This is a genomic window from Kitasatospora sp. NBC_01302, assembly GCF_035976515.1.
Lineage (GTDB): Bacteria > Actinomycetota > Actinomycetes > Streptomycetales > Streptomycetaceae > Kitasatospora.
In genome coordinates this window covers 8,568,178-8,592,642 of the sequence record NZ_CP108404.1, presented here as the reverse complement: position 1 = coordinate 8,592,642, position 24,465 = coordinate 8,568,178, and the positions used below count along the sequence as shown (strand labels likewise).

Annotated in this window: 25 protein-coding genes; 5 read left to right on the top strand and 20 right to left on the bottom strand. The window is 72.7% G+C overall.

Annotated features, from left to right (window positions below; translation table 11 throughout):
• Positions 1-177 precede the first annotated feature (177 nt).
• Together OG294_RS41275 and OG294_RS37255 are read left to right on the top strand one after the other, a co-directional pair.
• Positions 178-684: a hypothetical protein gene (locus OG294_RS41275; RefSeq protein WP_442789288.1), complete on the top strand. Its 507-nt coding sequence runs from the start codon at positions 178-180 to the stop codon at positions 682-684.
• Positions 681-1,118, top strand: coding sequence for a sensor histidine kinase (locus OG294_RS37255; protein ID WP_442789287.1), 438 nt, complete (start codon positions 681-683; stop codon positions 1,116-1,118). Before OG294_RS41275 ends, OG294_RS37255 begins: the two co-directional genes overlap by 4 nt.
• A gap of 30 nt (positions 1,119-1,148) precedes the next feature.
• Here the strand turns inward: OG294_RS37255 and OG294_RS37250 are convergent, their stop codons facing one another.
• The 5 genes from OG294_RS37250 to OG294_RS37230 form a co-directional block, all read right to left on the bottom strand.
• On the bottom strand, positions 1,149-1,307 hold the full coding sequence (locus OG294_RS37250; RefSeq protein WP_327071000.1) for a hypothetical protein: 159 nt from the start codon (positions 1,305-1,307) through the stop codon (positions 1,149-1,151).
• 171 nt (positions 1,308-1,478) lie between these two features.
• Entirely contained in the window at positions 1,479-2,123 is a 645-nt protein-coding gene (locus tag OG294_RS37245; RefSeq protein ID WP_327070999.1) for a dihydrofolate reductase family protein, read from the bottom strand.
• 85 nt (positions 2,124-2,208) lie between these two features.
• Positions 2,209-3,207 carry a type I glyceraldehyde-3-phosphate dehydrogenase gene (gap, locus tag OG294_RS37240; RefSeq protein ID WP_327071800.1) on the bottom strand — a complete coding sequence of 333 codons (999 nt, stop codon included), beginning with the start codon at positions 3,205-3,207 and terminating at the stop codon, positions 2,209-2,211.
• Between the two features lie 100 nt (positions 3,208-3,307).
• Entirely contained in the window at positions 3,308-4,264 is a 957-nt protein-coding gene (locus OG294_RS37235; RefSeq protein ID WP_327070998.1) for a GlxA family transcriptional regulator, read from the bottom strand.
• A 44-nt stretch (positions 4,265-4,308) separates the two neighbouring features.
• Entirely contained in the window at positions 4,309-5,508 is a 1,200-nt protein-coding gene (locus OG294_RS37230) for a DUF418 domain-containing protein (protein ID WP_327070997.1), read from the bottom strand.
• A gap of 115 nt (positions 5,509-5,623) precedes the next feature.
• On the opposite strand from OG294_RS37230, the gene OG294_RS37225 reads away from it, so the two are divergent.
• Both OG294_RS37225 and OG294_RS37220 read left to right on the top strand, forming a co-directional pair.
• Complete coding sequence (locus OG294_RS37225) at positions 5,624-6,451, top strand: class I SAM-dependent methyltransferase (RefSeq protein WP_327070996.1); 828 nt, start codon at positions 5,624-5,626, stop codon at positions 6,449-6,451.
• 426 nt (positions 6,452-6,877) lie between these two features.
• Positions 6,878-7,156 (top strand): hypothetical protein, encoded by a 279-nt coding sequence (locus OG294_RS37220; RefSeq protein ID WP_327070995.1) that lies wholly within the window; start codon positions 6,878-6,880, stop codon positions 7,154-7,156.
• Between the two features lie 39 nt (positions 7,157-7,195).
• On the opposite strand, the gene OG294_RS37215 is transcribed toward OG294_RS37220, so the two are convergent.
• The 15 genes from OG294_RS37215 to OG294_RS37145 all read right to left on the bottom strand — a co-directional run bounded on the left by OG294_RS37215 (position 7,196) and on the right by OG294_RS37145 (position 23,534).
• On the bottom strand, positions 7,196-7,843 hold the full coding sequence (locus tag OG294_RS37215) for a DUF998 domain-containing protein (RefSeq protein WP_327070994.1): 648 nt from the start codon (positions 7,841-7,843) through the stop codon (positions 7,196-7,198).
• Positions 7,844-7,989: 146 nt separating this feature from the next.
• Positions 7,990-9,660 (bottom strand): phospholipase, encoded by a 1,671-nt coding sequence (locus OG294_RS37210; RefSeq protein ID WP_327070993.1) that lies wholly within the window; start codon positions 9,658-9,660, stop codon positions 7,990-7,992.
• 139 nt (positions 9,661-9,799) lie between these two features.
• Positions 9,800-10,072 carry a hypothetical protein gene (locus tag OG294_RS37205; protein ID WP_327070992.1) on the bottom strand — a complete coding sequence of 91 codons (273 nt, stop codon included), beginning with the start codon at positions 10,070-10,072 and terminating at the stop codon, positions 9,800-9,802.
• A 50-nt stretch (positions 10,073-10,122) separates the two neighbouring features.
• Positions 10,123-11,130 (bottom strand): 3-oxoacyl-ACP synthase III family protein, encoded by a 1,008-nt coding sequence (locus OG294_RS37200; RefSeq protein WP_327070991.1) that lies wholly within the window; start codon positions 11,128-11,130, stop codon positions 10,123-10,125.
• Complete coding sequence (locus OG294_RS37195) at positions 11,127-11,795, bottom strand: SRPBCC family protein (protein ID WP_327070990.1); 669 nt, start codon at positions 11,793-11,795, stop codon at positions 11,127-11,129. The genes OG294_RS37200 and OG294_RS37195 overlap by 4 nt, the downstream gene beginning before the upstream one ends.
• Positions 11,767-13,512 carry a thiamine pyrophosphate-binding protein gene (locus OG294_RS37190; protein ID WP_327070989.1) on the bottom strand — a complete coding sequence of 582 codons (1,746 nt, stop codon included), beginning with the start codon at positions 13,510-13,512 and terminating at the stop codon, positions 11,767-11,769. The genes OG294_RS37195 and OG294_RS37190 overlap by 29 nt, the downstream gene beginning before the upstream one ends.
• Positions 13,509-14,534 (bottom strand): GlxA family transcriptional regulator, encoded by a 1,026-nt coding sequence (locus OG294_RS37185; RefSeq protein WP_327070988.1) that lies wholly within the window; start codon positions 14,532-14,534, stop codon positions 13,509-13,511. Before OG294_RS37185 ends, OG294_RS37190 begins: the two co-directional genes overlap by 4 nt.
• Before the next feature lie 149 nt (positions 14,535-14,683).
• Positions 14,684-15,766: a hypothetical protein gene (locus tag OG294_RS37180; RefSeq protein WP_327070987.1), complete on the bottom strand. Its 1,083-nt coding sequence runs from the start codon at positions 15,764-15,766 to the stop codon at positions 14,684-14,686.
• 28 nt (positions 15,767-15,794) lie between these two features.
• The gene (locus OG294_RS37175; RefSeq protein WP_327070986.1) at positions 15,795-16,697 is read right to left on the bottom strand and encodes an ATP-grasp domain-containing protein; all 903 of its coding nucleotides are present in this window, start codon (positions 16,695-16,697) and stop codon (positions 15,795-15,797) included.
• A 58-nt stretch (positions 16,698-16,755) separates the two neighbouring features.
• Positions 16,756-17,502 carry an SDR family oxidoreductase gene (locus tag OG294_RS37170; RefSeq protein WP_327070985.1) on the bottom strand — a complete coding sequence of 249 codons (747 nt, stop codon included), beginning with the start codon at positions 17,500-17,502 and terminating at the stop codon, positions 16,756-16,758.
• An 89-nt stretch (positions 17,503-17,591) separates the two neighbouring features.
• Positions 17,592-18,770: a homoserine O-acetyltransferase MetX gene (gene metX, locus OG294_RS37165; protein WP_327070984.1), complete on the bottom strand. Its 1,179-nt coding sequence runs from the start codon at positions 18,768-18,770 to the stop codon at positions 17,592-17,594.
• A 30-nt stretch (positions 18,771-18,800) separates the two neighbouring features.
• Complete coding sequence (cysK, locus tag OG294_RS37160) at positions 18,801-19,778, bottom strand: cysteine synthase A (RefSeq protein WP_327070983.1); 978 nt, start codon at positions 19,776-19,778, stop codon at positions 18,801-18,803.
• A 56-nt stretch (positions 19,779-19,834) separates the two neighbouring features.
• Positions 19,835-20,659: an arginase family protein gene (locus tag OG294_RS37155; protein WP_327070982.1), complete on the bottom strand. Its 825-nt coding sequence runs from the start codon at positions 20,657-20,659 to the stop codon at positions 19,835-19,837.
• Between the two features lie 85 nt (positions 20,660-20,744).
• Entirely contained in the window at positions 20,745-21,494 is a 750-nt protein-coding gene (locus tag OG294_RS37150) for a YqcI/YcgG family protein (protein ID WP_327070981.1), read from the bottom strand.
• A gap of 603 nt (positions 21,495-22,097) precedes the next feature.
• Positions 22,098-23,534, bottom strand: coding sequence for an aminotransferase-like domain-containing protein (locus OG294_RS37145; RefSeq protein WP_327070980.1), 1,437 nt, complete (start codon positions 23,532-23,534; stop codon positions 22,098-22,100).
• Between OG294_RS37145 and OG294_RS37140 the strand changes: the two genes are divergently transcribed.
• Entirely contained in the window at positions 23,533-24,456 is a 924-nt protein-coding gene (locus tag OG294_RS37140; RefSeq protein ID WP_327070979.1) for a DMT family transporter, read from the top strand. The genes OG294_RS37145 and OG294_RS37140 overlap by 2 nt on opposite strands.
• Positions 24,457-24,465: the final 9 nt, after the last annotated feature.

The window sequence follows — 24,465 nt, the reverse complement described above, 5'->3', positions numbered from 1 at the left end:
GACCGCCGCTCTCCCCGGCCCCACGCTACGCGGGCGGGCTGCTGCGGGTGGCTGATGCGCAACCGATACAGGCCCAAGCAGCAGCGGATGCACACCCATCGCGGAGCCGACACCTCCCGAAGCCACCGTGGTGGCGACACGCAGACCGGCGTGTCCAGCACCCGGAGGTGGCCGTTCATGAGCGCAGTCCGTACCCGAGGAGGCCGGCTGTGGCCGGTGGGCGGGGTCGCCCTCGCCGCCGGGGCCGTCCTCGCCTGCACCCTCGCCCCCGGCGCCGGGCACCGGGCCCCCGCCCCGGTCCAGGCACTGCCCGCCTGGACCGGCCTGCCCTGGCCGGTCCAGGGCCAGACGAGTGTGACGGTGGAGGGGGTGGGCCGGATCGGCTCGCGCGGGGAGCAGCGCCCCGTGCCGATCGCCAGCGTGACCAAGGCGATGACGGCCTACGTCGTCCTCCAGGACCACCCGCTCAAGGGCCCCGACAGCGAGGGTCCCACCATCACCGTCGACCAGCAGGCCGCCGACGAGTCCTACTCCAGGGACGAGTCCACCGCCCCGGTGCGGGCCGGCCAGCAGTTCACCGAGCGGCAGCTGCTGCAGCTGATGATGCTCCCCTCGGGCAACAACATCGCCCGGCTGCTGGCCCGTTGGGACGGACGCCTTCGTGACGCGGCCACGACGGCGTGATCTGGCTGAAGACCGGCTCCAGCACGGCCGAGCTGTTCCCCGTGCCGCTGCCCGACGTCGTCCGGGAGACCGTCGAACACACCGGTCTGAAAGCCGAAATGACGGTCCGTCAGGCGGCTATGGTGACCACCGACCCGCGCCGCCTGGACCGCATCCTGGCCAACCTGCTGACCAACGCCCATCGCCACGGCCACGCCCCGGTACGGATCACCCTGGACGGAAGCACCATCACCGTCCGCGACCACGGCCCCGGCTTCCCGCCCGAGCTGCTCACCCACGGCCCGCGCCGCTTCCACACCGGAGCCCCCGAACGCGGCCGGGGCCACGGCCTGGGCCTGACCATCGCCCTCGGCCAGGCCGCCGTCCTGGGCGCCCGGCTCGACCTCGCCAACGCCCCCGACGGCGGCGCCACGGCCACCCTGCACCTGGGCTAGAGCCTGGGGCCTGGTGGTCCGGGGGCAGGGTCAGGCCTGGGCCGAGCGGCGGCGGACCAGTTCGGCGGTGCAGCGGCCGGCCACGCTGCGGTCGGCGTCGATCTCGTGGGCGAGGGCGGACCGGTCACGGAGGGCCTGGGCCCGCTCGTGGTGGCCCTGGCTCGCCAGGATGCGGGCGTGGTAGTCCATCGCGTAGGGGTCGCCGAGGTCCGCCGCGCGTTCGAAGGCCCCGACCGCCCGTTCCTCGTGGCCGTGGTCGCGGCAGGCGACACCGAGGGCGGTGATCGGGAGGGTGACGTCCTGGCCGGAGCGCCGAGTGCGCAGTTCAGGGGCCTGCCGGGCTGCCCGGGGGCGGCTCGGTCACGAGTCGCTTGCGGCACCTCGGTCCGGTGCGCCCATGTCGCCCGTCGCGGGGGTGCCCTCGGCGCGCGCGTAGCGCAGGTACACGGTGCCCTTCGAGCTGGCCACCGGGGGTGCGAGGAGCGTGACGTTGGTGGGCGCTGCGCCGTCGTCGAACACCTTCTTGCCGACGCCGAGCACGATCGGGTGCAGCCAGAGGTCGAGACGGTCGAAGAGCTTCTCGCGCAGGAGGGTCTGCACGAGGTTCAGGCTCCCGACGACCTTCACGTGCTCGTGCCGGTCACGGATCTCCCGCACCGCCCTGGCGAGGTCCGGGCCGAGCAGCGTGGACCCGGCCCACGGGAGGTCGGGCGTGCCGCGGGAGGCCACGTACTTGGGGATGCGGTTGAAGAGCGCGGCGAACGCGTTCTCCTCGCCGCCCTGCTGGTGGGGCCAGTAGGCGGCGAAGATGTCATACGTCCGCCGGCCGAGCAGCAGGGCGTCCGTGCCCTCGTAGGCGGCAAGGATCTGCGACCCGGCGACCTCGTCCACCAGGGGCGCCTGCCAGCCGCCGAACGGGAACCCCTCCGGGTCCTCGTCGGGGCCGCCGGGCGCCTGCCCGACGAGGTCGAGGGTCGCGAACATCGCGATGTGGACGAGGCCCATGGCTCACTCCCGATGAGTCGGTTGCTTCCGCTTCACCCAGCCTGGCGGAACGAGCCCGGAACCGCATCGCCCGTGCGCGGTGAGGTCACCTGGTGGCGAGGAGTTCCAGCGTGTCGATCACGCGGTTCGAGAAGCCCCACTCGTTGTCGTACCAGGCGACCACCTTGACGTGGCGGCCGTCGACACGGGTGAGGGCCGAGTCGAAGATCGCCGAGGCGGGATTGCCGGTGATGTCGGACGACACGAGCGGGTCGTCCGAGTACTCGAGCACGCCGGCGAGCGGTCCCTGCGCGGCAGCGCGGTAGGCCGCCAGCACGTCCTCACGCGTCACGTCGCGAGCGACGGTCGTGTTGAGTTCGACGATCGATCCCACCGGAACCGGCACCCGGATCGAGTCGCCCGACAGCTTGCCGTCGAGCTGCGGCAGCACCAGGCCGATCGCCTTGGCAGCGCCCGTCGTAGTCGGCACGATGTTGACGGCGGCGGCGCGGGCGCGGCGGGCGTCGCGGTGCGGCCCGTCCTGCAGGTTCTGCTCCTGCGTGTAGGCGTGCACCGTCGTCATGAAGCCGTGCTCGATGCCGGCGAGATCGTCGAGCACCTTGGCCAGCGGGGCGAGCGCGTTGGTCGTGCACGAGGCGTTCGAGACGATCGTGTGCACGTCCGGGTCGTAGGCGTCCGTGTTGACCCCGAACGCCAGCGTGACATCGGCACCGTCCGACGGCGCACTGACCAGCACCCGCTTCGCGCCGGCGTCGAGGTGGGCGCGAGCGTCCTTGGCCGACGTGAAGCGGCCGGTCGCCTCGAGCACGAGGTCCACGCGGAGTTCGGCCCACGGCAGCTGCGCCGGTTCGCGCTCGGCGAGCACCGCGATGCGACGGCCGTCGACGACCAGGGCGTCCCCGTCGACGGTCACCGGGCGGCCGAGCCGGCCGCCGGTGGTGTCGTAGGCGAGCAGCCGCGCGAGGGTGGCGGGCTCCGTGAGGTCGTTGACCGCGACGATCTCCAGGTCGCTGTCACGTTCCAGCAGTGCCCGCAGCACGTTGCGTCCGATGCGGCCGAATCCGTTGATGGCGATGCGCGTCATGAGTGGTGTCCCTTCGGTTCCCCACCAATGTCGCGCGCGGCATCCGCCGGTGACAGCGGCGCGATCGCCAAGGTTCAAAAGGATCGCGCCAGGCGGCGGGCTACTCGCCCTGGGTGAAGGTGCGCCGGTACTCGCTCGGTGTCGTGCCGAGCACCCGGTGGAAGTGCAACCGCAGATTGGCACCGGTGCCCAGACCGGTGTCGGCGGCGATCTGCTCGACGTGCCGCTGCGAACGCTCGAGCAGCTCACGGGCCAGGTCGATGCGGGCGCGCATGACCCACTCCATCGGCGTGTATCCCGTGTCCTCGACGAAGCGCCGCGAGAAGGTGCGCGGCGACACCGCGGCATGCCGGGCGAGCAGTTCGAGGGTGAGGGTCTCGCCCAGCCGGTGCAGCGCCCACTCGCGGGTGGCGGCGAACCGCTCGCCCAGTGGCTCGGGCACGCTGCGCGGCACGTACTGCGCCTGGCCACCGCTGCGGTAGGGGGCCGCGACCAGGCGCCGGGCCGCGTGGTTCGACGCGGCCACTCCGAGGTCGCCGCGCAGGATGTGCAGGCACAGGTCGATGCCCGATGCCGCGCCGGCCGACGTCAGCACGCTGCCCTCGTCGACGAACAGGACGTTCTCGTCGACCCGGACGAGCGGATGCTTGGCCGCGAGGGCCCGCGCGTAGTGCCAGTGCGTCGTGGCGCGCCTGCCGTCGAGCAGGCCCGTGGCGGCGAGTGCGAAGGCGCCCGTCGAGATGGCGGCGAGCCGCGCGCCCCGGTCGTGGGCGGCGATCAGCGCGTCGACGACGGCCTGCGGCGGGTCGTCGCGGCCCGGGAACCGGTAACCGGGGACGAAGACGATGTCGGCCCACGCGAGCGCGTCGAGCCCGTGGGCGACGTGGTACGACAGGCCGTCACCGCCGGTCACCAGACCCGGCGCCGCCCCGCACACCCGCACCTCGTACGGCATGCTCGCGCGGGTCGTGAACACCTGTGCGGGAATGCCGACATCGAGCGGCTTCGCACCTTCGAGCACGAGGACGGCAACGTGTTGCCGGGGTGAGGCTGGCATGGGGACGAGGGTACGCAGCGGAGCCGCGTGTCCGAGCGGCGCGGTCACGCGGCTTCGACCCGCCCGGGTCGCGGGATCCGGCGCACCACCGCGTGCAGCACCCATTCCAGCGGGCCCCGGCGGAGCGGGGAGTCGCGCCACAGGTGCTGCCAGGCCGCGGCACCGAGCACGGCGGCGGCGGTGAAGCCCGCGAGGAGGCTCCAACTGCCGCCCTGGTCCTCCAGGTCGAACGCCAGCGCGAGGACCAGGCCGTGCGCGACGTACAGGGTCAGGGCCATCGTCCCGACGTCGGCGAGCGGGCGCAGCAGCCGCGCCGCGGCGGGGAGGCGGGCGACGGCGACGGCCAGGGCGATCAGGGCGCAGCCGGTGCCGGCGTTGCCGAGGATCTCCAGCGGGGTCTGGCTGTAGGGCTCGGCGATGAGCAGCCAGTGCCAGGAGGTGGTGGGGATGGCGCCCTCCTGGGCCGCGAGGACGGTGTGGACGGGGTCGGGGGTGGGCAGGGCCCAGGGCTGGTGGACGGCGATCGAGGCCAGCAGCCGTTGCCGCCCGCCGCACCGCTCGATGGCCAGCCAGGCTCCCGCGTACCCGGCGGTCGCCGCCGCGATGCCCGCGCACGCCACCGGCAGCCAGTGCGCCGCCGGGCGCTGGGGGTGGGCGAGGCGGGCCAGCAGGAGGCCGACCAGCAGGTAGGGCAGGTAGGTGAGGGCGGGATAGCCACCGGTCAGCAGGAGTTGGTCGAGCGCGGTGCCCAGGCCGGTGGGGCTGGCGAGGTCGGCCAGGGTCGGGACTTCGCCGTGGGCCGCGGTGTCGAAGCCCACGACCGGACCGAGCAGGTAGGACAGGACGGGCCCGAGCACCACGCTCGCGGCGGCGACCGCGGCCAGCTGCGGGGTGCGCAGGCGCAGGAGGGGCTCGGCGGCGAGGAAGTAGACGGCGTAGAAGGACAGGATGACGAGGAAGCCCGGCCGCAGCGAGGCCAGGCCCAGCCCCAGGAGCAGCAGGCAGGCGCAGCGCAGCAGGGTGCGACGCCACAGGAGGGCCGGCGAAAGGGTGGTGCGGGCGCGGGAGAGCGCGAGCGAGAAGCCGGCGATGAGGACGAACAGGGCCGAGGAACGCGCCTCGGCCGCGACGAGGAGATAGCCCGCGCCGCTGCGGTAGGGGTCCGGGCCGACGTGCACGGCGAACATCCCCAGGACGGCCAGACCGCGCGCCGCGTCCAGCCCCAACAGCCTTTTGTCACCCATGCCCTGCTAACGCCCCGGGGATGCGATCGGAAATCGAACCGGCGTCACTTCCGGGACGTCCGTGGCGGGACTTCGGTGAGCCACGCCGGACACTTCCTGAGGCAGGATGGGCGGCATGACAGCTGACAACGCATATCTGCTGGACAACCGGCAGCGCGAGGCCGGGCGACGCTTCGAGGCGTTCGCCGAGCTCTTCGACCCGTGGACGCTCGCGCACCTGGAGCGGCTGGGGCCGATGACGGGCCTGCGCTGCTGGGAGGTCGGGGCCGGCGGTCCCTCGGTGCCGGCCGCACTGGCCGCCCGGCTCGGGCCGACCGGGCAGGTGCTGGTGACCGACCTCGACACCACCTGGCTGACGGAGCCGGCCGAGGGCGGGCCCGGCGACGCGCCGGTGCGTGTGCTGCGCCACGACGTGGTCAACGAGGAACCGCCCGGCGGGGACTTCGACCTGGTGCACGCCCGGCTGGTGCTCGTCCACCTGCCCGAGCGCGCCCGGGTGCTGCGCACCCTGGCGGCGGCGGTGCGGCCGGGCGGCTGGCTGGTCATCGAGGATGCCGATCCCTCGCTGCAGCCGCTGGCCTGTCCCGACGAACGCGGCCCGGCCGAGGAGTTGGCCAACCGGATCCGGCGCGGTTTCCGGGCCCTGCTCGCCGAACGCGGCGTCGACCTCGGCTTCGGCCGCACCCTGCCGGCCCTGCTGCGCGGCGCCGGGCTGCGCGAGGTGGCGGCCGAGGCGTACTTCCCGGTCACCTCGCCGGCCTGCCGCGAGCTGGAGGCCGCCACCGTCCGCCAGTTGCGCGAACAGCTCGTGGCGGCCGGGCTGGCCGCGCCCGAGGAGATCGAGCAGCACCTGGCGAACCTGCGCCACGAGGACGACGGTGCGGAACTGGACGTCACCACCGCGCCGTTGATCACCTGCTGGGGCCGCCGCGCGCTGCGGTGACACGCTTACCGCCGGGTTCTGGGCCGAGGCCGGTGCGCTGCTGCGGGACTTCCCCGGAACGCTGCCCGAGCTGCCGGCCGCCGGCGCGGGCCGGGCCCGCCGGTCGGCCCGGGTTCGCAGGCCAGGGCGGGCGGCAGGCGGTCGGGGCCGCCTTGTGCAACCTTGGAGGAGGGGTGATCAGCCGCTTTTTGCGAGAGGAGTGGGCCATGTCATCGAAGCGACGCCGCAAGAAGAAGGGCCGCTGCAAGCACAAGGCCAATCACGGTCGCCGGCCACAGTGCTGAAGGCCCTGGGCCCGGTACTCGCTGTCACCGGGCCCTCGGCGGCAGCGACGTCGCCGCGCCCTCGGCGGCACCGACCGCGCGGACGCGCGTCGGCGACGGGCCGCGCGGGCGGATAGGGTCGCTCAGGACGGGAGGTTCGATCATGCTGGCGGGTCCAGGATTCTGGGATACGGAGATCGCGCGGGCGGGCTGGTCACGGGTGACGGCGCCGGACGTCCGGGCGTTTCCCGAGACGGCGGCGCGCGGCAGCGTGTGGGGCAGGAACTTCTACCTGCGCGGTTCCGAGCGGCTGGTCATCGAGTGGTCCGACCCGGTGATGCTCACCGCGGTGCTGCTCAACGGCCAGCAGCGCACGGTCACGACGGCCGAGGAGCTGGCGGCCTTGATCCGGCCGGGCGGCGGGCGGCGCGAGCTGGGCTGAGGCGGAGGGCGGATCCGGTGGACCCGCCCGGTGACGGGGTCAGGGCCGCTGCCCGCCGGGGCTGGATTCGGTCCGCGCGTCGCGCGTCGCGCCGGACGGCGCCGTACGGGCGGCGTAGCGCAGGCAGGACGCCACGACGACCAGCGGCCACAGCGTCTGGAATCCCGTCAGGACGCGTTCGGCCAGGCCCGCGGTGCCGTGGCCGCGCAGCGCGTAGAGGAACCACAGCGCGATGACCAGCGTCATCGCCATCGCCGCGTTCGAGACCAGCGGCCGGAGCACCCGCGGGCCCGGGCGCCCGTACTGGGCTGCCAGGCCCGGCCACACGCCCATGGCCACCACGCCGAAGGCCGCGGACGCGCTGTGCCGGGCGGACGGGCCGGCCGCCGACTCCGGGGCGAGGGCGACCAGCACCGAGGCCAGTCCCCCGCAGGCCAGTGCCACCCTGCCGGGTGTCGAGACCACCCGCAGTCCGTACGCGGTGGCCCAGTGGCAGAGCCCCAGGGCGAAGAGCACGCCGGTCATGATCCAGCTGTAGGCGGCGGTGGTGCCGGCCAGCGCGCTGATCGTGTCGGAGACCGGGTCGTAGCCGGGGCTCTGCAGCGCACCCGCCGCCAGCCACCCGCCGACCAGCAGAACGGGGGCGACTCCCGACGAGATCACGGTCCAGCGGGGCACGCTTCGCATGCGCCCACCCTAGGGAGGAAAGCGCCGATATCCACCCGTACACGCAGATCTCGGGCGGAGGAGGTCACCGGCCCCGCGGTGCGGATACGCCGGCCGGGTGAGGGCCCGGGTGGGCCGGCCGGACGGGCCGGCCCACCGTGGCGGGGTCAGTTCGGGCAGATGCCGCGGGTGTAGTCGACCGTGGCGGCGGCCTGCGAGTACTGCCACTCGGGGGCCAGCAGGTTCGTGTCCAGCTGGGCAGCCGCGCTCGGGCTCTCCACCAGGTAGCCGAAGTCCTGCAGCCAGGCGGGGTACAGGTTCTTCGAGCCGACGAAGAACGCCGAGCCGTCGACCGTGACCACCTTGTGGTGCAGCGCGAACGGGTGGCCGTCGGCCCAGTTCGCGGTCGGGGCGGCGCGGAACGAGGCGAGCTGGAGGTTCTGGCACATGGTGGCCTTCGCGCCCGCCGCGTTGCCGCTCTGCGCCGCGATCCGGGCCTGGAGCTCGTCGCTGATCTCCGACAGGGACTTGATCTGCGAGTACCCACCGCTGCCGACCGCGCCGCGGTTGGCCGGGTCGCTCACCACGATCCGCACCTTCACGCCGGCGGCCAGCTTGGCGGCGAGCAGGTCGTACAGGCGCAGGTCGTAGCGCGGCATCGGCGGGCAGGTGCCGTTGAGGTCCTGCTGGGAGATCTCGATGTGGCTGGTCGCACCGGCCACCAGGGCGCGCAGCGCGCTCTCCTCGGGGTTGACCGTCTCGTAGTCGCGGTCGCCGTTGGTGTTATCGTGCAGCGCGACCGGGCCGCACTTGGCGTCGGCGGTGGCCGGCAGGTCCGGCTGGTAGGTGGAGGCCTGGTCCGCGCCCTGGATGCCGACGCCCAGGCCGCCGATCGCGATCACCGGCAGGTCGCCGGTGGCCGGGACGGGCCCGGGGTTGGCGTCCTTCTCCAGGTTCGGCAGGCAGGACGCGCCGTTGCTGGCGGCGAACCAGGCGCTCGACAGGACGCCGGTGTTCTTGCAGGTCCAGCCCCACAGGGTGTCGAGGTAGGCACCGGCCGAGGCGGCGGCGGGACCGGTCAGCGCGAGGTCGACGTCGGACACCGGGTGGGTGGTGTCGATGTAGTCGTCCTTCCAGTCGTTGATGCCACCGGTGATCACGCTGCGGCCGTCCACCACCAGCAGCTTGGAGTGGTTCCAGGACAGGGCGGTCCTGGAGGTGGTCATCGACGCGACGTTCAGCGTGACGCCGGCGGCGGCCGGGCCGAGCCTGGCCAGCAGGTCGTTGCGGTAACTGGTGGGCAGTGCGGTGATGTTGTAAAGGGGGGCGGCCCCGACCAGGACCCGCACGGTGAGCTTGTTGCCCGCCGCCACCGAGGCCTTCAGGCCCGCCACGATCGCGTCCTGGAACTCGCCGTTGGGGAACGGGGCGAGGGTGGAGATGTCGACCGTGCGGGTGGCGGCGGCGATGTTCGCCGTCATCTTGGCCAGCAGCTTGTCGGTGCCGACCCGGTCGGCGCAGGTCGGGTCGCCCCAGCAGTTCGGGGTCTGCAGCAGCCAGCCGGCCGGGTCGTCGGCGGGGGCGTCCAGGTTGTTGCCGCTGGTGCGCTGCCAGACCGTTCCCTCCAGGCCGGGCGAGACCTGACGCAGCATCTGCTCGACGGCGTCCAGGTGCGGGGTGCCGGCGGGCGCGGGCGTCCCCGCGGCGGCTATCGGCGCGTCGGCGAAGGCGGGAGCGGCAGGCAGCGCGGCCAGCGCCGCGCCGAGGGTCAGGGCGGCGCTGGCGGCCAGCGTGGCGCGGGTGGCGCGGCCGAGGCGGTGGGACGGGCGACGGAGCACAGGCAGTCCTTCAAGAAGTGGCAATGTTCACCTGAGAGGCTCCTTAAAAATACCTGACAGTAACCTGAGCTGGTGTCAGAGGGCCGTCAGGATCCGTCCACTGGTGCCTGACGGCCCGTCAGGGGCGCCGGAAGCCCCGTCAGGGGGCGTCGCCCTGCCAGTCCCAGCGGCGCGGATCCGCGGGGCGCGGGCCGTAGAGGGCGTGACCACCACGGCCGTACGCGCCGATCTCGGTCGCCAGGGCGGCGCCGGCGGCGAGCCGGTCCGCGCTCCAGCCGGTGACGTCGAGCAGCAGCCCGTCCAGCGGACCCGCCACCAGCTCCCGGTACACCCGCCCGGGGCGCGGGCCGGGGTCGGGATCGTCGTGATCCGCCCCGTAGACCCGGCCCCGCATCAGCGCCTCGTCGTCCATACCCGCCAGGGTTCCAGCCGCCACCGACAACCGCCCTGGTCCCGAGCGGGTCAGCCGCCCCAGCGGATCGCGGCGGCGCCCGCGAAGTCGCCCGCGTGGGCGAAGCCGCCCAGCACGACCAGGTCGCCGCCCTTGACCTGGCCGGAGCGGACGGCGCGGTCCAGGGTGATGGGGATCCCCGCGCCGAACAGGTTCCCGCAGCTGTCGAAGGTGTCGGGGTGCCGCTCCTTGGGCAGGCCGAGCGCCTTTCGCCAGTTGCTGAGGAAGGCGCGGTTGGGCTGGTTGGTCACCAGCGTGTCGATCGCGCCGGTCGGCAGCCCGAGCCGGTCGCACAGCTCGGTGACCACCTCCGGCACCAGGCGGTTGCCGCGCTCCATGACCGTGGCGACGGCCTCCTCGGTGAAGCCGATCCGCAGCTGCGACTCGCCGGGCTCCCAGTACTTGCGGCCGTCCTCCAGGACCGCGGTCATGTCGCCGCCGTAGTCGCCGATGTGACGGGTCACCACGCCCAGCACCGGGGCCGCGGCGGAGGTGGTCAGGTAGCCGACCCCGCAGCCGTCGCCGGGGATGGCGGCCTGGGCCAGCCTGCGCACGTCGGGCTGGGTGAACAGCTGCCCGGCCGCGCTCTGGGCGTTGCAGATCAGTGCGCTGGTGGCGTCCGTGCTGGTGAGGATGGTGCGGGCCAGCTCGATCATCTGGACGAAGGAGGCGCAGCCCGCGTTGGCCACGTCGAGCAGCCACCGGGGCTTGAGCCCCAGGCGGCGCGCGACCTCGGTGCCGGCGCCCACGAACGGGATGTCGGGCAGCTGGCTGTGCATCAGCAGCACGTCCACGGAGCGGATCTCGTCGCGGCCGTGGCGCTCGATGAGCGGCTGCACCGCGCGCTCCACCAGGTCCGCGTTGCTCTCACCGGCCACGTGGTGCCGCAGCGGGGGGACGCGGAACATCGGGTTGTCGCGGAGCTTGTCCTCCGCGCCGGGGTACTCGGTGTAGAACGCGGCCGGGACGGGCTCGCCGGGCAGATGGCCGGCGACGTCCATGAGGCTGACGGTGGTCATCGCACCACCGCGCGCGGCGCGCTGCCGATCGGCAGGCCGCCCTGGTGGCGGTGCTCCAGGATGGCCTTGAGGTTGGCCAGCTCCACCGTGTGGCCGGCGTAGAAGAGGTCCCAGTAGTCGCCCACCCACGGCCGGTCCGGGCGCGGTGCCAGTTCCGGGCGGGGGTTGCGGTCGTAGTGGGGGTGCCGGCAGTTGGTCCAGGTGATCACCGAGCCGGGGCGGCCCAGCACCAGCTGGGCGGGCACCACCCGCATCAGGTAGATCATCCAGAGCTCCTCGCCCTGGTCCCAGGCGCAGTGGAAGTCCACCGTCATGGCCTCGGCGTTGGCCGCCACCTTGCAGTAGATCCGGGTGTCCTGCTCGAGCAGGTCGTCGCCGATCCAGAGGCCGGGGGTCTGCGTGGGTGCGAAGTTGCGCAGGCTGAAGGTCCACTCCTCCAGGTGGTGGCCCTGCCGCAGGTACTCGTAGGCCTGCTCGGGCGGGCAGTCGACGTGGGTCTCGATGGTGCAGTAGCGCCCGTAGACCTGCTGGTGCGAGTACTCCGGCCGGGTGAGCTCCGCGCAGCGGGCCACCAGCTGCTGCTGATCGGTGTTCTCCACCCGGGTCAGGCCCGGGATGCCTGCCAACTCGGGCGTGTCAGCCGACATGGACGGGTCCGAACTCATCTGCGGTCTCCTCGTGCTGGGCCGGCTCGGTGCCGGCGGATATCGGGGTCGGTGGTGTGGCGGTTGTCGCCGGGGTCAGGAAGGGCAGGAAGGGCGGCGTCTCGGCGGGGTCGACGTCGAGCGTCACGAACGCGGGGCCGCCGCGGGTGTTGGCGTGCAGCAGCGCCCGGCGCAGCCGCGGGCCGTCCTCGGCCCGGGTCACCGCGAGGCCCGGGAACATCGCGGCCGCGCCTGCCGCGAGGTCGGCGGGGCGGAAGCGGCTGCTCGGGTGCGGTGCGCCGAGGAAGATCCGCTCACGGGTGGCGCACATGGCGTGGCCGTTGTTGTTGAGGATCACGAAGGTGACGGGAGCCTGGTACTCGACGGCGGTGTGCACCTCCATGCCGTGCATGAAGAACGACCCGTCACCGGCGATCACATAGGTCCGCCGTCCGGTGGCGAGCGCCGCGCCGATGCCCGCACCGAAGGTGTATCCCATGCCGCCCATCCCCACGGCCACCACGAAGCGGCCCTCGGCCGGGGCGGGCAGCAGGTGGATCACACTGGCACCGGCGTTGCCCGCGTCGACGAAGACGTGCGCCTCGGGCGGCAGCGCCGCCTCGATGGCGGCGACCGCCGCCCGGCAGGAGGTGCCGCCACGGCCGTGCTCGGGTGCCGGGCGCGGCACCGGGCCGGCGTGGTCGGGCGCCGGACGCGGGTGGGCGGGCAGGTCCTCGGCGAACTCGCGCAGGGTCGCCCGGACCTCGCCCGGCACCGCGGTCCCCGGCACGAACGGGGGCTCGGGGTCGATGCAGACCACCGGGGTCCCGGACAGGGCGGCGTCGAGTCCGGCGCGTGCCACGTCCGGCAGCCGGGTGCCGACCAGCAGGCAGAGGTCGGCCCGCCGCAGGCAGTCCACCACGTTCTGATGGCCCATCACCCCGGCCACCCCGGCGAAGCGCGGGTCGTCGTTGCGGAACACGTCCTTGGCGTCCGGGGTGACCGCCACCCAGGCGCCGAGCCGGCCCGCCAGCTCGGCCAGTTCGGTGCGGGCGCCGGCCGCCGCCACGCCCTCGCCGGCGATGACGAGCACGGTCCGCGCGCCGCGCAGCAGCTCGGCGGCCCGGCGCCGGGCCGCCGCGGCGGCAGGCGCGGGCGCGGGTGGGGCGGGGAAGGTGGCGGGAGCCGGCCGCCGGGGGCGGACCAGGGCCTGCTGGACGTCCTTGGGGAGCAGCAGCACCGCCGGGCCGCGCGGGGCGCGCTCGGCGGCGGCGAGCGCCTGCTGGAGCAGCTCCGGTACCGCCTGCGGGTCGTCGGCCCAGGCGCAGAACCGGCTGACCGGCGCGAACAGCTCCCGCATGTCGAAGGAGCCCGCCCTGCCGCTGGCGTCCTGGAAGGCCCCGCGCCCCCGCGAGGTGGTCGGCGGCTGCCCGACCAGGGCCAGCACCGGCACCCGTGAGGCGTACGCCTCGGCCAGCCCCGACACCAGGTTCGTCGCGCCGCCGCCCGAGGTGACCGCCACGACCCCGATCCGCCCGGTGGCCCGGGCCTGGCCGTCGGCCATGGTGGCGGCGGCGAACTCGTGCTTGGCGACCACGGTGCGGATCACGCCGCCGGTGCCGAGGAAGGCGTCGTAGAGGTCCTCGATGTTCGCGCCGCCGACGCCGAACACCTGCCGCACACCGTGGGCGGCCAACTCGCCCGCCAGCTGGTCGACGAGTCGGATCCTGGCCGTCATACGGGGCTCCTGTCCTGGTGGTCCGCCGACGCTGGGGAGACGACCAGGCCGGCCGGCGACAGCGCCTGGAAGCGGTGGCGGTACTCGTTCGGGGTGACCTCCAGCGCCCGGCCGAAGGAGCGGAAGAACGTCTCCTGGGCCGGGAACCCGCAGCAGTGCGCGATCCGGCCGACCGGCAGGTCGGTGGTCTCCAGCAGCTTGCGGGCGCGGGCGATCCGCATCTGCTCGATGTACTGGCCCGGGGGGACGCCCACCTCGCGGCGGAACACCCGGGCGAAGTTGCGCACGCTCATGTGCGCCCGCTCGGCGATCGTCGGTACGTGCAGCGGCCGTTCGAGGTTCTGCAGGATCCACTCCTGCGCGGCGCGGATCGGCGCCCGGTCGGCGAGCTGTGCCTCCAGCACCGAACTGAACTGCGACTGGCCGCCGTTGCGCTTGAAGAAGAGCACCAGGTACCGGGCGATCTCCAGCGCGGCGCTCGCGCCGTGGTCGGCCTCCACCAGCGCGAGCGCCATGTCGATGCCGGTGGCCACGCCGGCCGAGGTCACGAACCGGCCGTCCCACACGAAGATCGGTTCCGGATCGACCGTCACCTCGGGGTAGCGGCGGGTCAGGTCCGCGCAGTACGCCCAGTGCGTGGTGGCGCGCCGGCCGTGCAGCAGACCCGCCTCGGCGAGCAGGAACGCCCCACCGCACACGGAGGCGACCCGGCGCGATCTGCCGGCCGCCTCGCGGATCCAGGCGACCAGCTCCCGGTCCTCCAGCGCCTCCTTGAGGCTCCAGCCGCCGGGCACGAGCAGGGTGTCGATGGGGCCGTCGGCCGCCGCCAGCGGCTGGGCCGCGATCACCATGCCCGAGGAGGTCCGCACCAGCGGCGCGTCCGCGGAGACGAACTCGATCCGGTAATCGGCACCCAGCTCCGGCAGTTGCCGGTTCACGGTGTCGAACACCTCGATCGGCCCCGCGACGTCGAGCGCCTGCGCACCGGAGTAGAGCACCACCACAACACGTCGTTGAGACACCGTCACAGCCTGCAGCCATGATGGGGTGGCGGCAATGACGGCTTACTGACGAATTCGGCCAGCCGGCCGGCCATGGCGCGGCCGGGGTGCGCTTATTCCCTTTCAGCGCAGTGGAGTTGAGAGGACGTCAGGAGAGGGCGTGAGGTATGTCATGTCCGCGAAGCCCTGGTCGCGGCTCTTCCCCGGGCGAGGTCGAAGGCCGCGGCGGGGTCGCGCTCCCTGGTCCACGGCTCCGCGCCGCACCACGGGCCGATCAGCCTGAACTGCTCCAAGGCGGCGTCATGGCTGCCCGCCTGGAGCAGGAAGGAGGCCAGCAGGTGGCGCAGTCGGGGCAGTTGCCGGTCGCCCTCGCGGGCCTGGCCCAGCGAGCGGGCGACCTGCGCCAGCAGTTCCCTGGCCGCGGCCGAGGAGGGCAGCGCCGAGCGGCCCGCGCGCTGGGCCAGCTCGTTCAGCGCATCCAGGTAGATCCCGGCCAGCGGGCTGCCGGCCGGCGCCCGGCGCACCGCGTCCTCGGCGAACGCCATCATGAGCCGGTGCGAGCCCGCCCACTTGGCGCACCAGTACTCCAGCGCCTGCCGGTGGCCCAGGTAGTGGTGCGGGGCCCGCAGGACGAGCTGGTCCCAGAGCGGGACGAACTCCTCGTGGTCGTGGCGCAGCGCGCGGGCGGCGGTGACCATGACCACCCAGGGCCCCGGATCCTCCGGTGCCAGCGGAGCCGCCTGCTGCGCGGTCTCCAGCGCGGCCTTCGCCAGCACCAGGAACCGCGCCATCCGGTTGGCGGGCACGCTCTGCCCCGAGCCGTCGCCGCGGGCCTCCCAGGCGCGGTGCAGGAGCAGTTGGGCCTGCACGGTGGTGGCGGTACAGCTGTCCGGTCGAGCGCGCAGCCAGTCCTCCAGCCAGGCGTCACGGTGGGCGGCTATCTCCTGCAGCAGCTCGATCCGCGCCCAGCGCTCGTCCCAGTCCTCGCCCGCGGCCGCCACGAAGGCGGCCGCCGAGCGCCAGTCGCCCTGCAGCGCGTCGTGCGCGATGGCCTCGATCTCCTTGGCCCGGTGGACGGGCAGCTGCGGCCCGGCCCGCCGCGCGTCGAGCGCCTCGCGCGGCGGCAGCCCGTGGGCGACGGGGTCGAACCGCGCGCGGATCCAGCGCGCGCGGACGGTGCGGTTCAGGGCCGGGGCGATCCGCCAGCCGAGCGGGACCGCGACGGAGAGGACGAGCAGGATGAGGAGGGTCACGACCAAGATCTTCCCGGTCGTTGATCACCTATGACAACACCAGCCGCTCGGCCAGGGCCCGGGCGAAGCGCAGCGCGCCGCCGTCGGCGAACGCCAGACTCAGGCTGGGCTCGCACAGCTCCAGTTCCAGCACCACCGGCCTGCCGTCGTCGCCGCGGATCAGGTCGACGCGTCCGTAGAGCAGCGGCTGCGCCAGGCCCAGGTGGGCCGCCGCCGCCTCGAGTGCGGCCAGCGCGACGGCGCGTTCGTCCTGGTCGGCCTCCCGTGCCCGGCGGACGTCCTGGGTCGGCGCGTTGACCGTGCCGTCCGCCAGGAGCAGGGCGCTCTTGCGGATGGCGTGGCTGTAGGCGCCGTTGAAGTAGATCATGTCGGTCTCGCCGTCACGGTCGATCGACGCCAGGTAGGGCTGCACGATGACCTGGCAGCCCTTGTCGAGCAGCCGGCCGATGTACTGGCCCGCCTCGGCCGCCAGCGCTCTGGTGAAGCGCTGGACGTCCTTGGAGTAGGCGCCGACGGTCGGCTTGACCACCAGCTCGCCGGCGCCGGGGTGCGCCGCCAGGAACTCCCCGAGGGCCGCCAGCGGATCCGCCCCGGGCTCGACGAAGGTGCTCGGCACCACCGGCACGCCGCGTGCGGCGAGATCGGCCAGGTAGTGCTTGTCCAGGCTCCACCGCACCACCGGCAGCGGATTGAACAGCGGCGCCAGCTCGGTGACGCGCTCGCACCAGGCCAGGAACTGCGGCAGGCGCTCCACGTAGCTCCAGGGCGAGCGCAGCAGGACGGCGTCGAACCGCGACCAGTCGACGGCCGGATCGTCCCAGGCGCACACCTCGACGGGCAGGCCGGTCGCCCGGCAGGCGTCGAGCAGCAGCGGCATGTCGAAATCGAGCGGAAGGCTCTCTGCATCGGTGACCATGACAAGGGTGCCCACAGTGCGAATCCAATACTGGGTGGGGGTGGATGGCTTCCGGTGGCGGGGCCGTGCAGGGCTACCAGGGCAGGACCTCGCCCTGGTGGACGTAGCTGCCGGTGGGACCGTCGGCGTCGAGCAGGGCCATCCGGACGCTGGTCCGGGCGCCCTCGGGGATGTCGAGGTCGCCGGCGCCGTCGTTCATGTCCGTCCTGGTGTAGCCCGGGTGCACCGAGTTCACCTTGACCGGCGTGTCGCGCAGTTCGTAGGCCAGGTGCACGGTCCAGGAGTTCACCGCGCTCTTGGAGGCGCTGTAGGCCGGCAGCGATTTGAACATGTCGCTGTAGGCGTAGGAGCCGGGATCGCTGTGCGTGCCGAGCGACCCCAGCAGGCTGGAGACGTTGACGATGCGTCCGGCCGCGGCCCTGCGGATCATCGGCAGGAAGGCCGTGGTCACCTCGACCACGCCGAACAGGTTGGTGTCGAAGGTCTCGCGCCACTGGTGCAGCGGCTGTTCGGAGGGCTGCCGGCCGTACTCCTCGATCCGGATGCCGGCGTTGTTGACCAGGATGTCGAGCCGGCCGTACCGGCTCTCGACCGCCGCCGCGGCGGCCCGGATGCTGTCGGTGTCCGTCACGTCGAGGACGACCGGCTCCACGGCCAGGCCCTCGCCGCGCAGCCGCAGCGCCGCTTCGCCGACCGCCTCGGCGTTGCGGCCGGCGAGCAGGACCTGCACGCCCTGCTCGGCCAGTTGGCGGGCGATCTCGAAGCCGATGCCGCGGTTGGCGCCGGTGACGAGGGCTGTCTTGGCTGGCTGCCCGGACACGTGGGACTCCTTCACTGAGGGGGTGCTTCACTGAGGGGGTGCGGAAAGCGGTGGCCGCCTGCGGCCGGCGGCCGGCGAGCCCGGCCCGGTCAGAGCGCCGACAGGAACTTCGCCACCGGCGGCCCGAAGCGGCCGGTGTCGACGAGGAAGGCGTCGTGCCCCTCGCGCGACTCCAGCGGCAGGAACTGGACGTCCGCGCCGCCGGCGCTCAGGCCCTCGGCGATCTGCCGCTGCTGCTGCACCGGGAAGAGGATGTCGGTCTGCACGCCCATCACCAGCGCCTGTTCGACGCGCAGCCGGGACAGCGCCTCGTCGGCCGTGCCGCCGCAGGACTCGCCGAGGTCGAACCGGTCGATGCAGCGGCTCAGGTAGAGGTAGCTGTTGGGATCGAAGCGGTGCGCGAAGCGGTCGGCCTGGCACGCCAGATAGCCCTCGACCTCGAACTCAGGGCCGAACTCAGGACCCGAGTCCGGGCCGGACTCAGGGCTGGACTCGGGCCCCGGCCCCTGCCCCACGCGGTCCTGCGGTTCGCCGCGGCGCTCGGCGCTCAGGCGGGCCCGGCCGAAGCGGCTGTCCCACTCCTGCGGCGAGCGGTAGGTCATCATGCCCAGCTTGCGTGCCGTGCGCATGCCGCGCTGCGGGTAGTGCTCCTCGTCGTAACTGCCCTGGTGCCACTGCGGATCGAAGCGGATCGCCTCGCGCTGCAGCGACCGGATCGCGATCGCGAACGGCAGCGCGTGGACGGCTCCGGAGATGCTGATGTGACTGCCCGTCAGGCCGGGGTGGCGGGCCAGCAGGGAGAGCGCGCTCATCGCACCCATGGAGGTGCCGATCACGCAGGCCAGCCGCTCGATGCCGAGCGCGCGCACCGCGAAGGCCGCCGTGTCGGCGATGTCCTCCATCGAGAGCTCCGGAAACGTCAACCGGTAGGGCTCGCCGGTGCCCGGGTCGATGGACGGCGGCCCGGTCGAACCCTTGCAGCTGCCGAGGGAGTTGACGCAGATCACGTGCCAGCGATCGGTGTCGACGGGCCGGCCCGGCCCCAGCATGGCCTCCCACCAGCCGGGGCTCGGGTCGTCGGGGTGGGAAGCGGCGTGTGCATCGGGCGAGAGGCCGGTGAGGAGCAGGACCGCGTTGTCGCGTTCCGCGTTCAGCCGCCCGAAGGACTCGTACGCGATGCGCGCACCGTGCAGTGCACCGCCGCGCTTCATCGCGAAGCCGTCGGGCAGGTCGATGAAGCGGGTTGCCGGGGGGATGAATTCTCTCATGCACCTAGTCCCTCGTCCCAAGCCCCAGGTTCAGGCGCCGCCGGAACCGCTGTCCAGCGCCGCCAGCCATTCGTCGTCCGAGCCCTCGTTCATCCCTTCGAGCAGGAAGGTGGACAGGTAGCGCTCGCCGGTGTCCGGCAGCATCGCGAGCAGCACCGAGCCCTGCGGCGCGCCCTCGGCCACGCGCAGCGCCGTCGCCAGGGTGGCGCCGGCCGAGATGCCGGCGAAGATGCCCTCCTCGGCGGCCAGGCGGCGCGCGGTGTCGCGCCCGAGCACCTCGTCGACGGTCAGCAGCTCGTCGATGACGCTCTGGTCGAGCACGCTGGGCACGAAGTCGGGGGCCCAGCCCTGGATCCGGTGCACGTTCCACCCCTGGCCGGAGAGCACCGCGGCGTTGTCCGGCTCGGCGGCGATCACCCGCACCTCGGGACGCGCGCGCTTGAGCATCTGGCCGACGCCGGTCAGGGTGCCGCTGGTGCCGAAGCCGGTGACGAAGTAGTCCAGCCGCTTGCCGGCGAAGTCGCTGAGGATCTCCGCCGCCGTGGTCTCGCGGTGGTAGGCGGGGTTGGCCGGGTTGTCGAACTGCCGGGCCCGGAACCAGCCGTGGCGCTCCGCGAGCTCGTCGGCGATCTTGTTGCCGCCGCTGCTGCCCAGCGCGCCGGGGAACAGGATGACCTTGCCGCCGTAGGCGCGGATCAGCTTGCGCCGCTCCATCGAGTAGGTGTCCGACATCACCGCGACGAACTTGTAGCCGCGGGCCGCCGCCACCATCGCCAGCGCGATGCCGACGTTGCCGGAGGTGCACTCGGCGATCGTGTCACCGGGCTTCAGCAGGCCCTTCGCCTCGGCGTCCAGGATGACGGCCAGCGCCAGGCGGTCCTTGACCGAGCCGCCGGGGTTGAAGGACTCCACCTTCACGTAGACCGTGGTGTGCGCGGGGGCGAGCCGGTGCAGTCTGACGATGGGCGTGCGGCCGATCGTGTCGGTGATGCTGTCGTAGAGCGGCATGCGGTGACTCTCCTTCAGGGAACCTCGGAGACGGGTGGGTTGACGGGGACGGGTAACTAGCCGGCCTGCGCGGTCGCGGTCTCGAAGACCGGGGCGATCATGTCGAGGATGACGGAGACCGCGTGGGCGCTGATGTCGTCGTCCTGCGGGGCGTTGAACTCCGCCACCTCCACGCCGACGAGCTGCGCCGGCGGGATCGCCTCGAACAGGGCCCGGATCTGGGTGGGCAGCATCCCGTCCGGGACCTTGTAGTCGGCCGGCACGTAGCCCGGCTCCAGCACGTCCCAGTCGATGTGCACCCATACCGGCGCACCGCCCACGGCGGCCAGGATGTTCTGCGCCGACGCCTCCTTGGGCGGGATGACCCGCACGCCGTGCTTCCGCAGCAGCTCGCGCTCGGGCTCGTCGATGTCGCGGGCGCCGACCAGGACGGCCTGCTCGGTGCGCAGTCCGGCGCCGTGACCGCTGTCCCAGAGCCCGCACGCGCCGGAGAGCACCATGCCGCCGAGGTAGCCCGTGTCGGTCGTCTCCGGCGTGTTGAAGTCGCCGTGCCCGTCGATGTACAGCACCACGGCCTCCGGCCGCTCCCGCGCCACCACCGGCAGGGTGGCCAGGCTCGCCGAGCAGGTGTTGGAGACCAGGACCGGGAGCCGGCCGCCGGTCAGGCTCTCGGTGACCGCCTGCCCGAGCCCCACCAGGGTCTCCCCGGCCTGGGGCAGGCTGACGGTCCAGTCGTCGTCGGCGGCCGGCGCGGGCTCGCCGATGGCACGGCCGGTGACCGGATAGCGCTGTTCCAGGGCCCGCGCGACGCGGGCCGCGCCCTCGATCAGTCGGGCTTCCCGGTCCGCGACCCGGCCCTGCGTGACGATGAGGTCAATCATTGATCAGTGTCCTCTTCCGAGTTTTTCGTGGAATTCCGCCCGGCGGAATTCCGTGGTCCGTGGTGCACCCGGCCCGGGCCGTGCTTCAGGGCTCGCGGGACAGGAAAGGGCATTTGTCGGTCCGCTCGGCGTTCTCCTCGATCAGACCGTACTGGAGCCATTCGACGCCGCCGGCGCCGTAGGAGCCCAGTTGCCAGGAGTGCGCGGCGCCGTCGTAGCGGGCGATTCTCCTGCGGATGTTCGAGCGGACCTTGCGGCCGCTCGGGGTGTCGCCCGCGAAGATGTCGAACCGTTCGCGCGGGTTGATGACGAGAATGAAGTGGTCACCCAGATTCCGGCTGCGGCGCACCTGGTGCGCGGGGCTGCTCATGTTGCAGAACAGCGGCATGCCGTTGAAACACATCGACCAGGAGTCGGAATGCGGATCCGTGCCGACTTCGGCCGGCCAGGGTGCGGGGTCGATCTCGTGCAGCTCCTGGAGGACCCGCCAGCCGAAGGCGTGGTACTCCTCGACGGACCGGGCCGCCACGGCGTCCGGTAAGAATGCGGCGATCAGTGGATATGAGGTGTCCAGGCTGCCGTCCCAGGCTCTGGACAGTTCGACGTACTCCGCGAGGCCGTCCGCCAGGTGCTGGAGGCCGCCTCGGGCGGTGTTCTCCACGAAGACGAATCTCAGCAACTGTTTTCGGAATGCATTCCGCGAGAAGACGCAGGGAAAACCGGGATCGGCCAGCCTGGATTCGACGTCGCGCAGGACTTCGCGGTGCCAGTCGGCACCGACGGCGCCGACCTGTGCTTGAGGGATGATGATCGAGTGCTTCTCTGACTTCTCCAACTAAGGCGTCCGTTCCTCACTGGAGGGCCCGCACTTTCGTCAGCGGGTGCTTCGTCAGCCGCGCGGGCTGATATGAGCGCAGCTCAGCGTCGCGAGGGAACAGGACAGCCGGCGACCGATGATGTCTTCCGAGCCAGCAGGCGGTGAAATGTATCGAGTGAGGTTCCCCGTTGCCACATTCGATCTCCGCTCCTTAACCAGCTTATTGCGGCCATTGGGCGTAACGAGACGCTACCCTGTCACGCCCCTAGATCACCAGTCAAGACTTGTCCGGTCGCCGAGACGGAGATGATCTCCGTGCGATGTTCTTCGTGGCACATACAGAACAGGGGGTGGGAACGTTGTGCCAAATGGCTTGTTTTGGTTACGAATCAGGGCCGCGCCGTCCTATTGATATGTCCGGTTTTTCACCTGCTGGCCGGAACGTGGAGTTGTAAGGAACGGTGAGCGCTATCGCATGATGTCGGGTATCGCTACTGGTCAGCCGGGCGGCGCCGAGCACGGGTCACCCAGCCGGCGGGCAAACCCGCGAGCACATCGAACAGCCCGTCGAAAGAACCGGTCAGGCCACCTTGACAGGAGTCACCCCGCGTGGCGGTGCGGTCACTGCTCCGCGACGACGGCGGCGAGGCGGCGCACGGCGTCGTCGACGTCGGCGGCCGAAGGCGCCGCCACGTAGCTGATCCGCACGTGTGGCGCACTGCTGTCCGTGGGGTAGTAGTTGTCCCCCGGGGTGAGGGAGACGCCGCAGGCCAGTGCCGCCGCCACCAGCTGCCCGCCGTCCAGGTGGCCCGGCAGCGCCACCCAGAGGTGATAGCCGCCGTGCGGAACAACGGCGAGGGACTGCGGGCCGAACGTCGCCGAAACCGCTTCGACTGCGACCTTTCGCCGGTGTTCCAGGGCCGATCCGAGCGTGGCCAGCGCGCGTTTCCACCCGGGCGCGGTCACCACGTCGAGCGCGGTGTACTGCAGTGGTGCGGGGACGAACATGGTGTCGATGACATGGGCGGAGCGCAGCCTGGCCATCACCGGGCCGCGGGCCGCCAGCGCACCGACCCGCAGGTTCGGCGAGGTCACCTTGGTCAGCGAGCGGATGTGCACGACCGTGCCGTCCGGGTCGTCGGCGATCATCGGCAGCGGGGGCGGCCCGGCGTCCGCGTGCACCATGTGGCGGGCGAAGTCGTCCTCGACGACGAAGACCCCGTGCCGGCGCGCGATGGCGCGGATCTCCTGCTGCCGGCCCACCGAGAGGCTCGCGCCGGTCGGGTTCTGGAACAGCGGCTGGACGATGACCAGACGCGCCCGGGTGCGGGTGAGCGCCTCGTCGAGGTAGTCGGGCCGGATCCCCTCGTGGTCGAGCGGGACCGGGATCGTGCGCAGTCCCGCGGCGTGCGCCGCCGCGATCGTGCCCGGGTAGGTCGGCGACTCGATGACGACCGGGTCGCCCGGCTGGCCGAGCGCGCGCAGGGTGGTCGCCAGCGCGCTCTGTCCCGCACCGCACACCAGGACGTCGTGGCGGCCGAGCCCGCCGCCGATGTCGGCGGCGAACCAGTCGCGCAGCTCGGTCACCCCTGCCACGGGCGGGCGGTCCCACGCCTCCGAGCGGCGCGCGGTGCGCGACAGCGCGGTACCGAGGGTGGCGAGCGGCTGGAGCTGGGGGTGCAGGTAGCCGCCGTTGAGATCGACGACGTCCGGCCCCGAGGTCGAGAGCGTTCCGAGCAGCGCGGGCGTCTTGAAGCCGCGCGGGGTGCCGGCCGAGGAGTCGATGCGGTTGGTCAGCTCCAGGGCCGCCTCCTGCCAGGAGGTGTCCCCGACCCGGGTCACCGGACGCGACTCGGTGCGGTAGGTGCCGGCGCCCGGACGGGAGACGATCAGCCCGCGCCGGGTCAGCAGGGCCAGCGCCTGCGAAACCGTAGTAGCGCTCACCCCGAACCGGCGCACCAGCTCGCGGTGCGTAGAGATGCGGGTCCCGGCCGGTAGCCCCTCGATCTCGCGGGCGAGGATGCCGGCCAGCTCCTGCGAACTGCTACTGTCATTCATGAAGACAGATCGTAGCGCTATCGCCCCGGCCGCAGTATCGCCACTGCCGCAGACCGTGTCGCCGCTGTCGAAGGGCACCGTGTTCGCCCTGCTCGGCGTGCTGAGCTTCTCCTTCAGCTTTCCCGGCACGGTGTGGGCACTGGACGGGTTCGGCCCCTGGAGCGCCGCCGGTGTCCGTGGCGTGCTGGCCGCCGTCATCGCGATCTCCGCACTCGTCGCCACCCGGGCACCGATCCCGGCGCGCGCCGACTGGCCCGCCCTCGCGGTGGTCGGCGGCGGCTGCGCGATCGGATTCCCGCTGCTCACCACGCTCGCCCTGCAGACCTCCTCCACCGCGGACTCGGCGGTCGTCATCGGCGCGCTGCCGATGGCCACCGCGACCATCGCGGCGCTGCGCACCCGGCGCTATCCCTCGAAGAAGTTCTGGATAGCGGCCGGCGTCGGTGCGGTCACCGTCATCGCCTTCGCCCTCTCGCAGAACCACGGCGAGCCGACGGTCGCGGACCTCTACCTCTTCGCCGCGCTGCTGGTCTGCGCGGCCGGCTACGCCGAGGGCGGGCGGCTCTCGGCCCGCATGGGGGGCTGGCGCGTGATCGCCTGGGGCGTGGTGGCCGCCGCTCCCGTCAACCTCGTGGTGGCCGCCTGGGCGCTGCCGCACGAGCCGGTGCACCTGACGGCGAAGGCGATCGCCGGCATGGCCTACATCGCCGGCATCTCGCAGTTCGGCGGATTCGTCGTCTGGTACCAGGGCATGGGCCTGATCGGCGTCGCCCGGGCCAGCCAACTCCAGCTGGCGCAGCCGCTGTTGACGCTGGTCTGGGCCGTGCTGCTGCTCGGCGAGCATGTCAGCCCGGCCGTGCCGCTGACCGCGGTGGTCGTGCTCACCTGCATCGTGGTCACCCAACGCGCCCGGGCGGCCTAGGCCGTGTCT

Bases quoted from the DNA above. Each gene is read 5' to 3' on its own strand.
- OG294_RS37215 (WP_327070994.1), bottom strand. From the start codon at position 7,843: ATGCGAAGCGTGCCCCGCTGGACCGTGATCTCGTCGGGAGTCGCCCCC.
- OG294_RS37250 (WP_327071000.1), bottom strand. From the start codon at position 1,307: ATGGACTACCACGCCCGCATCCTGGCGAGCCAGGGCCACCACGAGCGG.
- OG294_RS37145 (WP_327070980.1), bottom strand. From the start codon at position 23,534: ATGAATGACAGTAGCAGTTCGCAGGAGCTGGCCGGCATCCTCGCCCGC.
- OG294_RS37155 (WP_327070982.1), bottom strand. From the start codon at position 20,659: ATGATTGACCTCATCGTCACGCAGGGCCGGGTCGCGGACCGGGAAGCC.
- OG294_RS37195 (WP_327070990.1), bottom strand. From the start codon at position 11,795: ATGAGTTCGGACCCGTCCATGTCGGCTGACACGCCCGAGTTGGCAGGC.
- OG294_RS41275 (WP_442789288.1), top strand. From the start codon at position 178: ATGAGCGCAGTCCGTACCCGAGGAGGCCGGCTGTGGCCGGTGGGCGGG.
- OG294_RS37235 (WP_327070998.1), bottom strand. From the start codon at position 4,264: ATGCCAGCCTCACCCCGGCAACACGTTGCCGTCCTCGTGCTCGAAGGT.
- cysK (WP_327070983.1), bottom strand. From the start codon at position 19,778: ATGCCGCTCTACGACAGCATCACCGACACGATCGGCCGCACGCCCATC.
- OG294_RS37205 (WP_327070992.1), bottom strand. From the start codon at position 10,072: ATGGACGACGAGGCGCTGATGCGGGGCCGGGTCTACGGGGCGGATCAC.
- OG294_RS37200 (WP_327070991.1), bottom strand. From the start codon at position 11,130: ATGACCACCGTCAGCCTCATGGACGTCGCCGGCCATCTGCCCGGCGAG.
- OG294_RS37140 (WP_327070979.1), top strand. From the start codon at position 23,533: ATGAAGACAGATCGTAGCGCTATCGCCCCGGCCGCAGTATCGCCACTG.
- OG294_RS37245 (WP_327070999.1), bottom strand. From the start codon at position 2,123: ATGGGCCTCGTCCACATCGCGATGTTCGCGACCCTCGACCTCGTCGGG.
- gap (WP_327071800.1), bottom strand. From the start codon at position 3,207: ATGACGCGCATCGCCATCAACGGATTCGGCCGCATCGGACGCAACGTG.
- OG294_RS37190 (WP_327070989.1), bottom strand. From the start codon at position 13,512: ATGACGGCCAGGATCCGACTCGTCGACCAGCTGGCGGGCGAGTTGGCC.
- OG294_RS37220 (WP_327070995.1), top strand. From the start codon at position 6,878: ATGCTGGCGGGTCCAGGATTCTGGGATACGGAGATCGCGCGGGCGGGC.
- OG294_RS37225 (WP_327070996.1), top strand. From the start codon at position 5,624: ATGACAGCTGACAACGCATATCTGCTGGACAACCGGCAGCGCGAGGCC.
- OG294_RS37230 (WP_327070997.1), bottom strand. From the start codon at position 5,508: ATGGGTGACAAAAGGCTGTTGGGGCTGGACGCGGCGCGCGGTCTGGCC.
- metX (WP_327070984.1), bottom strand. From the start codon at position 18,770: ATGAGAGAATTCATCCCCCCGGCAACCCGCTTCATCGACCTGCCCGAC.